Origin of the sequence: Actinophytocola sp., from assembly GCF_035634895.1 — a bacterium.
In the GTDB taxonomy this organism is placed as follows: Bacteria; Actinomycetota; Actinomycetes; order Mycobacteriales; family Pseudonocardiaceae; genus Actinophytocola.
This window is the reverse complement of sequence record NZ_DASQCC010000009.1, coordinates 1-7,015: the sequence shown is the minus strand read 5'-3', so window position 1 is coordinate 7,015 and position 7,015 is coordinate 1. Positions and strand designations below refer to the sequence as shown.

Sequence of the window (7,015 nt, the reverse complement as noted above, 5' to 3'; positions counted from 1 at the left end):
GGCCGTACTGACGATCACCCCATGGGCCAGGACCACCAGGAAGGACCTGACCGCACTCACCAGGGAAGGCTTGCGGCTCCTGGACTTCCTCGCCCCCGCCGCCGAAACCAAGGACGTCCGCATCGACGCCTGACCGCCGACACGAGCCGGCCAAGCCTCGACACCCAACTCCATCCGGCCCCCTCCCCCGCGGCACCAGGGCGTCGCCGCAAGCCGACGAATCCCTCCAAGTCACCTCCCTCCGACGAGCCCCCCTCCTTCCTTCGCTTGTTTTTGTTCGGACAGGGACGATCCGGTTAGGACTGGACCGGACGCCGCAGCCGATAAATTGGACATTCATATAGTTTATACATGATTTTAATGCGAAGAGTTGGGGGAGCGGGCGCTGGGCCTGTTTTGGCCCCACGCGCTGGCGTACAGGCCGGAGACCAGCGACGGACGGCGGCTCGCCGGTGGCGCAACAGCGCAGCTGGTGACCTACCTCGTTGGGATCGAGCACGGCAGGGTCGACATGACCTTCGGCGACTCCCAGCGGGACGGCCAGCTCCCCCAATGACTCGACCCCCACCCACCGATCGACCCCGCCCACCGAGTTCGGACGTCAGCGCTCCCCCAACGAACGCCGCGCCCGAGTCACGAGGCCCTCCCCTCTCTCTGCTTCTTTGGCTGGTGGGACGTTCGCTCTCGAGCCTCCACCACTCGGCAGACACATTGGACATCTATATAGTGTCTAGAAAATTTTTGTACGAACGGTTGGGGGAGAGTCATGGGGAGTCGATCGAAGACGAGTGGGCTGGCCTGCTGGGCCGTCATCGATGCCGGCGCACGCCGGATCGGTTGTGGTGCTTGGGTTTTGCCGTGCTAACCGTACTGCCCGGTCAGAAGGCCGGCCACGGGATGGCGCGCCAGTCCTCGCCGGGCGCCGGGAACTCCCCTGCCTTGAGGAAGGCGTCTAATCGGGTCCGCAGTGCACGCACCTCAGCCGTGGTGATGTGATCGGCGAGGGTGTCCGCGATGTCCTCCACGCCGGCACGCAGCTTCTTCAGCATGTCGACCACGTCATCGGGCAACGGCTCCCCCAGCCACCCCCACAGCACGGTCCGCAGCTTGTGCTCGGTGTGCAGGCAGATCCCGTGGTCGACGCCGTACACGTTGCCGTCCGTGCCGTGCAGCACGTGTCCGCCCTTGCGGTCCGCGTTGTTCAGCACGACATCCAGCGCGGCCATCAACCGAACGCTGGGATGGTCGGCGTGCACGAGCAACGCGGGGTCGCCGAAGCGGTCGTGTGCCTGCAGGACCGCGCGCCACCCGACCGGCACGTCGTCCGGCGCGAGGACGTCGACCAGGTCGCCGCCTTCCTTGGTATCCACCCACAGCTGCACCATGCCGGGCCCGAACGGCCCGTTCCGCAGTACGGTCGGCGGGATCACGGACAGTCCGGCGGCACGCGACACCAGATACGACGCGACCTCCCGGCCGGCGAGCGTGCCGTCGGGGAAGTCCCACAGCGCACGCTCGCCGCTGACCGGCTTGTACACGCACTGCGCGGAGTCGCCGCCACCGTCGATGGCGCAGAAGAGCGTGGCGTTCGAGGCGTCGACCAAGCGTCCCTCGATCTCGATGCGTCCTCTGGTCAACAGTTCGAGGACGCCCGGGTCAGACGGCTGCAACCCCTATTCCGCCTCGTCGTCCTCGGTGCGCCGGTAGCCGTTCTGGCGCGGGCACACATGCCCCGCCGGGTCCAGCGGCTCACCACACAGGGGGCACGGCTTGCGGCCGGCGTTGATGACCCGGTCGGCGCGGTCGGCGAACGCCCTGGCCTCGGCCGGGGTCAGGAACACGCGGACCGCGTCCGGGCCCTCCTCGGTGTCGTCGAGCACGATCGACTCGTCGACCTCGGTCTCGGTGATCGCGAGCAGCTCGATCACGACCGCACTGGTCTCCGAGTCCCAGCCGAGCCCCATCGTGCCGACGCGGAACTCCTCCTCCACCGGCACGTTGAGCGGGTCCGCGTCGACCAGCTCCTCCGGTACCTCCACCGGCAGCTCCGCGCCGAAGCGGCGGTGAACCTCCTCCAGGAGTGAGCCGATGCGCTCCGCGAGCACCGCCATCTGCTGCTTCTCCAGTGCGACGCTCACCGTCCTCGCGCGCTCGGATGCCTGCAGGTAGAACGTACGATCGCCAGGTTGCCCGACCGTGCCGGCGACGAACCGATCGGGTTGGCGGAAGACATGAATCACTCGTGCCATGGCACCTCCGACCCTACGGCAAACGTCGCGGTCGAGCAGGCCCGTTCCCACGCCGACACGCCCTTCGTGAGGAACGTTATCGCCAGGTGGCCGGGCTCACCACGGTGGTGATGGGCAGGGCCTGAGCGCGTTAGGGTCAGCGCGTGGTGAAGATCGCAGAGTTCGGCAGCTGGAAGTCCCCGCTCACCGCCGAGGCGGTGGCGGCGGCCGGTGTCACGCCGAGGTGGGTCGACGTGCATGACGGTGTCGTCTGGTGGGCCGAGGGCCGGCCGAACGAGGAGGGACGCTCGGCGCTGATGCGCGAGGGTCCGGACGGGACGGCCGTCGAGGTGCTGGCGGCGCCGTGGAACGTGCGCAACCGGGTGCACGAGTACGGCGGCCGGCCGTGGGTGGTGCTTGGCAATACGGTCGTCTTCACGAACTGGGCGGACCAGCGCGTGTACGCGTTCGCCGAGGGCGACGAGGCGCCTCGGCCGCTGACGCCGGAGCCAGAACGGCGTCACGGCGCGCGGTTCGCCGACCTCTCCCCCGGCTATGGCAATACATCCGTACTGTGCGTGCGGGAGACGGTCACCGGCGACCGGCCGATCGACGTCGCCCGGGATGTGGTGGAGATCCCGCTCGACGGCTCCGGGCCGCGGTCGCTGGTCGCCAGCCATCACTTCCTGGCCAACCCGCGCGTGTCTCCCGACGGCGCCAAGCTCGCCTGGATCGGCTGGGAGCATCCGAACATGCCGTGGGACGGCACCGAGCTGTGCGTGGCCGAGCTGGGCATGCCCCACCGCGTCCTGGCCGGCGGGCCGCGGGAGAGCGTGTGCCAGGCCGAATGGGAGACCAACGACGCGTTGCTGGTGCTCACCGACCCGGACGGCTGGTGGAACCTGTTCCGCGTCGGTCTCGACGGCACGGCCGTGAACCTGGCGCCGTGCGAGGAGGAGCTGGGCGGTCCGCTGTGGGTGCTCGGCAGCCGCTGGTTCGCGCCGCTCGGCGGTGGCCGGTTCGCGGTCCTGCGGTCGGACCAGCTCGCGGTGCTCGACGAGCACGCGGGCACGGTGACCGACGTCGACACCGAGCTGACGGCGTGGACGTCCGACCTGACCGCCGACGGCGACACGGTCGTGTCCGCCGCCGGCGGACCGCGGAGCGAGCTGGCCGTGGTGCGGCTGGACCTCGCGTCCGGCGCGGCGGTGACCGTGTCCGGCGGCGAGGAGGACACGGCGCTCGACGACTACCTGCCGGTCCCGGAGCACCGGGTGTTCACCAGCGCGGACGGGCGGCGGATTCCCGCTTTCGTCTACCTGCCGCGCAGTCCGGAGTTCGTGGGTCCGGCCGACGCGGCGCCGCCGTTCCTCGTGCACGTGCACGGTGGCCCGACCGGCAAGTCGACCGATGTGCTCCGGCGCGAGATCGTGTACTTCACGAGCCGTGGCTTCGGTGTGGTGGCGGTGAACTACGGCGGCTCCTCCGGGTACGGGCGGGCGTTCCGGGAGTCGCTCAACGAGCAGTGGGGCGTGGTCGACGTGCAGGACTGCGCGACGGTCGCGGCCGAGCTCGCCAAGGAGGGCATCGCCGACAGGGCGCGCCTCGCGGTGAGGGGCGGCAGCGCGGGCGGGTGGACGGCGGCCGCGTCGATGACGTCGACGACCACCTACGCGTGCGCGACGATCATGTTCCCGATCCTCGACCTCACGGGCTGGACCGACCACGGCGGCGAGACACACGACTTCGAGTCGCGGTACATCGAGGGGCTGGTCGGCACGTTGCCCGAGCACGCCGACCGGTACGCGGACCGCTCGCCGAGCAACCACGTGGACAGGCTGGCCGGACCGGTGTTGCTGTTGCAGGGCCTGGAGGACGAGGTGTGCCCGCCCGAACAGGCGGACCGGTTCGTGGCGAGCCTGGACGGAACCGGGCTGCCGCACGCGTACCTGACGTTCGAGGGTGAGCAGCACGGGTTCCGGCGGGCGTCGTCGGTGATCGCGGCGGTGGCGGCGGAGCTGTCCTTCTACGGGCAGGTGTTCGGGTTCGAGCCACCTGGGGTGCCGGTGCTGGAGCTGAGGTCGTGACCAGGGTCAGACCGGCGCGGCTGCGGCCCGGGAGCAAGGTGGCCTTGGTCGCGCCGGCCGGCCCGGTGAAGGAACCGCCGCTGCGGCGTGGGATCGGGATCCTGGAGAGCTGGGGCCTGACGGTCGAGGTCGGCGAGCACGTGCTGGACCGGCATCCAAGGCTGCCGTACCTGGCCGGGCTCGACCCGCGCCGGGCCGCCGACCTGCAGCGGGCGTGGTGCGACCCGACGGTCGACGCGGTCGTGTGCGCACGCGGCGGCTACGGCGCCATGCGGATGGTCGACCTGCTCGACTGGGACGCGATGGCCGAGGCCGGACCGAAGCTGTTCACGGGGTCGAGCGACATCACCACGCTGCACGAGGCCATCGGGTCGCGGCTGAACCTCGTGACCCTGTTCGCGCCGCTCGTCGCGGCCGACGTGACGTTCGACGTGGGCGCGCAGAAGCACTTCCGGCAGACCCTGTTCGAGCCGGAGTCGGTGCTCACGCTGACCGGACCGCTGGCCACGTCGCTCAACGACGGGGTGGCCAGCGGGATGCTCGTCGGCGGGAACCTGTCGCTGCTGGCGTCCGGGGTCGGCGCGCCGGACGCGTTCGTCCCGCCGGACGAGTCGATCGTATTGCTGGAGGACGTCAACGAGGATCCGTACAAGGTCGACCGTATGCTCACCCAGCTGCTGCGGTCGGGCTGGTTCACCGGCGTCACCGGGGTCGCGCTGGGGTCGTGGACGGGCTGCGGGACGCTCGACGAGGTACGCGACGTGGTGGCGGATCTCCTTGTGGGACTGGGGATCCCGGTGATCTGGGAGCTCGGTTTCGGGCACTGTTCCGACCAGCTGACCATCCCGCTCGGCGCCCACGCCACCCTCGACGCCGACCAGGGCACGCTGACCCTCGGCGAACCCCCGCTGCGATGACGGCGCCGCCGCCCTGCCTGCCCTTAGGATGCCGAGATGGATGGACTGGGGCGTCGTAGGTTCCTCTCGGCCGGGCTCGCCACGGCGGCCGGGCTCGCGGCGTGCACGTCGCAGGACCCCGCGGAACCGAAGCCGCGGGACACGACGTTCGACCCGAACGACTGGGAGGACGTCCGGGCGCTGTTCCCGCTCGACCGCGGGCTCGTCCACACCGCCGCGTTCGTCTTCGCCGCGCATCCGACACCGGTCCGGGAGGCCATCGAGCGGCACCGCCGCGGCCTCGATCTCGACACGCACGCCTACCTGGACGCGCACCACGCGGCCGAGTTCGAGGTCCAGTCGGCCGCGGCCGACTACCTCGGCGGCACGCCGGAACAGGTCGCGCTGACCGACAGCACGACCATGGGCCTCGGGCTGCTGTACTCGGGCCTGCGCGTCCGGGCGGACCAGGACGCCGTGACCAGCACCCACGACTTCGTCGCCCACCACAGCGCGCTCGAGGCGATGTCGCGGCGGACCGGCGCACCGGTCCGCCGCGTCGCGCTCTACGACGACCCGCGAGCGGCGACCAAGGCCGACATCGTGGCCCGGCTGCGGGCGGCGATCGCGCCGAACACCCGCGTCGTCGGCGTGACGTGGGTGCATTCCAGTACAGGTGTACGACTACCTGTCCAGGCAATCGCCACCATGCTCGCCGAGGTCAACGCCGGCCGGGCGGCCGAGGACCGGGCGCTGCTGTGCGTGGACGGCGTGCACGGGTTCGGCGCCGTCGACCTCGCGGTCGCCGACCTGGGCTGCGACTTCCTGACCACGGGCACCCACAAGTGGCTTTTCGGGCCGCGTGGCACCGGCCTGCTGTGGGCTCGGGCGTGGGACGCCCTCGACCCGGTCATCCCGACCTTCGCCGGCGGCGACGAGCCTGGCGGCGCACGGTTCACGCCGGGCGGCTACCACTCGTTCGAGCACCGCTGGGCGGTCCGTGAGGCGTTCGAGCTGCACCGGAGGATCGGTCGCGGCCGCATCGCCGAACGCATCGCGGTACAGGCGACCCAACTCAAGCGGGGCCTGGCCTCGATCCCGTCCGTCCGGCTCATCACCCCCGACGACCCCGAGCTGTCGGCCGGCATCGTGTGCTGCGAGGTCGACGGGATGGACGCGTTCACGGCGACGAAGCGGCTGCGTGCGGCGGGGGTGGTCGCGAGCGTGACCCCGTACGCGCAGCAGTACCTGCGGTTCGGGCCCGGCATCGTGACCACCCCGGCCCAGATCGACAAGGTCGTCGCCACCGTGCGGTCGATCAGCTAGTGTCCCGCGCCGGAAATCAGGCAACTTAGAGGCTCCGGCAATTGGTGGCCACCGAGTCGAGCTTGACAGGGGGCAGTGATGGTGCAGGCACGGACGCAGGTGATCATGAAGTTTCTGACGCTACGTGATCACCGGGGTGCCCGTGCCTGCCGTGCCATCTTGCCTTATCGATCCCCTGTTCGCTGAACTGGAGGCCTTGCTCGGCGTACAGCCGGAGTTCTCTCCGAACCATCCCTGGGGATGTCACCGCCGCCGTGTCTCACATCGGGTCGTGTTCGAACACATCGTCGCGGCGATGGTGCACGGCTCGGGATATGAACTCATCGCATCGGCGGGATGTTCTGACCGCACGATCCGCCGCCGTGTGAAGGAATGGGCCGACAAGGGTCTCGGTCAGAAAATCCACCAGATCGCGCTGGCCGCCTACGACAAGATCATCGGACTGGAGTTGGACGATCTGGCTACCGACGGCTGCATC

At 70.0% G+C, this 7,015-nt stretch carries 6 protein-coding genes; 4 read left to right on the top strand and 2 right to left on the bottom strand.

Annotated features, from left to right (window positions below; translation table 11 throughout):
* Window positions 1-878 precede the first annotated feature (878 nt).
* Entirely contained in the window at window positions 879-1,670 is a 792-nt protein-coding gene (locus VET29_RS01870) for an SCO1664 family protein (RefSeq protein ID WP_324913681.1), read from the bottom strand.
* A gap of 3 nt (window positions 1,671-1,673) precedes the next feature.
* Window positions 1,674-2,249, bottom strand: coding sequence for a DUF3090 domain-containing protein (locus VET29_RS01865; protein ID WP_324913679.1), 576 nt, complete (start codon window positions 2,247-2,249; stop codon window positions 1,674-1,676).
* Window positions 2,250-2,392: 143 nt separating this feature from the next.
* Between VET29_RS01865 and VET29_RS01860 the strand changes: the two genes are divergently transcribed.
* From VET29_RS01860 to VET29_RS01845, 4 genes are all read left to right on the top strand, one after another.
* Entirely contained in the window at window positions 2,393-4,315 is a 1,923-nt protein-coding gene (locus VET29_RS01860) for a S9 family peptidase (protein WP_324913676.1), read from the top strand.
* A complete protein-coding gene (locus tag VET29_RS01855) occupies window positions 4,312-5,232 on the top strand; it encodes an LD-carboxypeptidase (protein ID WP_324913674.1) in 921 nt (306 codons plus the stop codon). The genes VET29_RS01860 and VET29_RS01855 overlap by 4 nt, the downstream gene beginning before the upstream one ends.
* 36 nt (window positions 5,233-5,268) lie before the next feature.
* Complete coding sequence (locus VET29_RS01850) at window positions 5,269-6,537, top strand: aminotransferase class V-fold PLP-dependent enzyme (RefSeq protein ID WP_324913671.1); 1,269 nt, start codon at window positions 5,269-5,271, stop codon at window positions 6,535-6,537.
* 142 nt (window positions 6,538-6,679) lie between these two features.
* Window positions 6,680-7,015: transposase (locus tag VET29_RS01845; protein ID WP_324913683.1), on the top strand; the 336-nt coding region annotated here is incomplete at its 3' end.

Bases quoted from the DNA above. Each gene is read 5' to 3' on its own strand.
- VET29_RS01865 (WP_324913679.1), bottom strand. From the start codon at position 2,249: ATGGCACGAGTGATTCATGTCTTCCGCCAACCCGATCGGTTCGTCGCC.
- VET29_RS01850 (WP_324913671.1), top strand. From the start codon at position 5,269: ATGGATGGACTGGGGCGTCGTAGGTTCCTCTCGGCCGGGCTCGCCACG.